This window comes from Methylobacterium sp. J-076, assembly GCF_022829405.1.
GTDB lineage: Bacteria > Pseudomonadota > Alphaproteobacteria > Rhizobiales > Beijerinckiaceae > Methylobacterium.
This window is the reverse complement of record NZ_JAKSXW010000150.1, coordinates 1-3,213: the sequence shown is the minus strand read 5'-3', so window position 1 is coordinate 3,213 and position 3,213 is coordinate 1. Positions and strand designations below refer to the sequence as shown.

The 3,213-nt window shown below is 75.8% G+C and carries 2 protein-coding genes; one reads left to right on the top strand and one right to left on the bottom strand.

The features are described from left to right. Window positions 1–188: 188 nt before the first annotated feature. Window positions 189–1,619 (top strand): DNA repair protein RadA, encoded by a 1,431-nt coding sequence (radA, locus tag MKK53_RS25290; RefSeq protein WP_243931910.1) that lies wholly within the window; start codon window positions 189–191, stop codon window positions 1,617–1,619. 10 nt (window positions 1,620–1,629) lie between these two features. Here radA and MKK53_RS25285 read toward each other — a convergent pair whose 3' ends face one another. Beyond that, on the bottom strand, window positions 1,630–1,866 hold the full coding sequence (locus MKK53_RS25285) for a hypothetical protein (RefSeq protein ID WP_243931908.1): 237 nt from the start codon (window positions 1,864–1,866) through the stop codon (window positions 1,630–1,632). Between the last annotated feature and the right edge of the window lie 1,347 nt (window positions 1,867–3,213).

Sequence of the window (3,213 nt, the reverse complement as noted above, 5' to 3'; positions counted from 1 at the left end):
TCCACCCCATCATCCTGAGAAGCTGTCCGGACAGGGACAGCCACCTCCGTCATTGCGCGCGCAGCGAAGCAACCCAGGGCAGCGGGACATTCCCGAACCCTGGCGCATCCCTGGATTGCTTCGCTGCGCTCGCAATGACGGGGAGGGTTGGGAGACGAGGCTCGGCGGGCGGAAGAGGTCGAAACGGAATGGCCAAGATCCACCAGACCTTCGTCTGCCAGTCCTGCGGGGCGGTCTACAACCGCTGGCGCGGGCGCTGCGAGGCCTGCGACGGCTGGAACACGATCCAGGAGGAGACCGGGGCCGGCCCCGCCCAGTCCGGCCCCGCCGCGACGCGGCCCTCCCGCGCCCGGGGCCGGATCTTCCCCCTGGAGGGCCTGACCGGGGAGGCCAAGGAGGCCCCCCGCAGCCCCTCCGGAATCAACGAACTCGACCGGGTGACCGGCGGCGGCTTCGTGCGTGGCTCGGTGATCCTGCTCGGCGGCGACCCCGGCATCGGCAAGTCGACCCTGCTGATGCAGGCCGCCGCCGCCATGGCCCGGCAGGGGGCCGGCGTCGCCTACATCTCCGGCGAGGAGGCGGTGGGGCAGGTGCGGCTGCGGGCCGAGCGCCTCGGCCTCGCCCAGGCCGACGTGCAGCTCGCCGCCCAGACCAACGTCGAGGACATCGTGGAGACCCTGAGCCAGGGCAAACCCCCGGCGCTGGCGGTGATCGATTCGATCCAGACCATGTGGACCGAGACCGTCGAATCGGCCCCCGGCACGGTCACGCAGGTGCGCTCGTCCGCCCAGGCGCTGATCCGCTTCGCCAAGACCACCGGCACCGCGGTGATCCTCGTCGGCCACGTCACCAAGGACGGGCAGATCGCCGGGCCCCGGGTGGTGGAGCACATGGTCGATGCGGTCGCCTCCTTCGAGGGCGACCAGGGGCACCATTTCCGCATCCTGCGGGCGGTGAAGAACCGCTTCGGCCCCACCGACGAGATCGGCGTGTTCGAGATGACCGATGCCGGCCTCTCGGAGGTGCCCAACCCCTCCGCCCTGTTCCTGGCGGGCCGCGACCAGCAGGCGGCGGGCACCGCCGTCTTCGCCGGGATGGAGGGCACGCGGCCCCTGCTCGTGGAGATCCAGGCGCTCGTGGCCCCCTCTTCCCTCGGCATGCCCCGGCGGGCGGTGGTGGGCTGGGACCCGAACCGCCTCTCGATGGTGCTCGCGGTGCTGGAGGCCCATGCCGGCATCCGGCTCGGGAGCCACGACGTCTACCTGAACGTCGCGGGGGGCCTGCGGGTGATCGAGCCGGCGGCCGACCTCGCGGTGGCCGCCGCCCTGGTCTCGTCCCTCTCGGGGGCGGTGCTGCCGGCGGAGACGGTGTATTTCGGCGAGATCGGCCTGTCGGGGGCGATCCGCCCCGTGGCCCAGGCCGGCGCCCGGCTGAAGGAGGCGCAGAAGCTCGGCTTCGCCCGCGCCCTCATCCCGCAGGGGCGGGGCGAGGGCGAGAAGGTGCTGCAGGTCGAGACCCTGCGCCACATCGCCGACCTCGTGGCCGGCATCGGCGCCGGCTCCGCCCGCAAGGGCGGACGGGGCCGGGCGCCCGCCCGGGCGATGGAAGACGAGTACTGAGGCGCCGGCCTCAGTTGGCCGCGTAGGGCGTGTGCTTGTCGCCCCCCGTGGGACCCGCGCCGTCGCCGGTGCCGGAATTGTGGGGGTTGACCTCCGTCCGCTGGTCGCGCGGGGGCGCGGGGAAGTCGGTGAGCGGACGCCAGGGGGTCGGCGGGACGCCCATGCGCAACGCCGCCGGCAGGCGGAACAGCCACGCCGCCAGGAGCATCCAAGGGACGACGAAGAACACGAACGCGGCGAGACCCATCTCGATCCTCCAGGAAAGTCTACCAATGCGGCGGGGGCCGTAGCGGATCCGGCGACCGCCACGGAACACGGCGCGCGTTTCAGCCCCCCTGGCGAAGCAGACCGGATGGGGCGCCCCCTCCCCCCTCCGCGGGGGAGGAAGGCGCGGGCGGCGTGCGTTTCAGCCCCCCCCCGGCGAGCCCGCCCGGATGGGGCGCCCCCTCCCCCCCTCTGCGGGGGAGGGAAGCCCCGGCGTGAGCATGGGCAGGCCCGGCGGGGGGCGACGACGCGAGGGAGGCGCCGCTGACGGCGGGCGCTGGGAGACGCTTGACATGGCCGTAGCCGATTCCGCTACACCACGGGGTCGCCCCCACCCCGGAGGTGCCGGCGAAGCGCGGGAGCGCGGCCGGCGGCCAGACCGCGCGGCCTAGGGGCGAGGGGGGGCCGCGAGGGCTGGCCGGGGCGCCGGGGGGGGGGGCCCGCCACGGCCTCCGCTCCGCTCACGGGCGGCCGTTCCCTCCGCGCCCACCGTCCCGTCTCCCTGGCCCGGGCCATGCCCGGGCCTCCCTCCCCCGCAGAGGGGGGAGGGGGCGCCCCATCCGGTCGGCCTCGCCGGGGGGGGCTGAAACGCACGCCGCCCGCGCATCCCTCCCCCCCCTGCGGGGGAGGGGGGCCCCCGAAGGGGGTCGGGAGAGGGGAGCGCCGGGGCAGGACGAGGCTGGGGTCCTCACCACGGGCGCCGTTCCTCCGGACGCCGCGCTCCCCTCTCCCGACCCCTGCTGACGCAGGGGCCACCCTCCCCCGCAGAGGGGGGAGGGGGCGCCCCATCCGGTCGGCCTCGCCGGGGGGGGCTGAAACGCACGCCGCCCGCGCATCCCTCCCCCCCCTGCGGGGGAGGGTGGCCCCCGAAGGGGCTCGGGAGAGGGGAGCGCCGGTACAGGACGAGGCTGGGGTCCTCACCACCGGCTCCGCTCCTCCGGACGCCCCCCTCCTCTCTCCCGACCCCTGCTGACGCAGAGGCCACCCTCCTCGCCAGAGGGGTCCGTTGCAGCCCCCCCGGGCGAGACCGACCGGATGTGGCGCCACCTCCCCCCCTCTGCGGGGGAGGGTGGCTCCTGCGCCAGCAGGGGTAGGGAGAGGGGAGCGCGGCCCCCGCCGGACCGGAGCGCGTGGTGAGGACCCCAGCCTCTTCCTGCACCGGCGCCCCCCTCTCCCGCCCCCCTTCGGGGGCCCCCCTCCCCCGCAGGGGGGGGAGGGATGCGCGGGCGGCGTGCGTTTCAGCCCCCCCCGGCGAGGCCGACCGGATGGGGCGCCCCCTCCCCCCTCTGCGGGGGAGGGTGGCCCCTGCGTCAGCAGGGGTCGGGAGAGG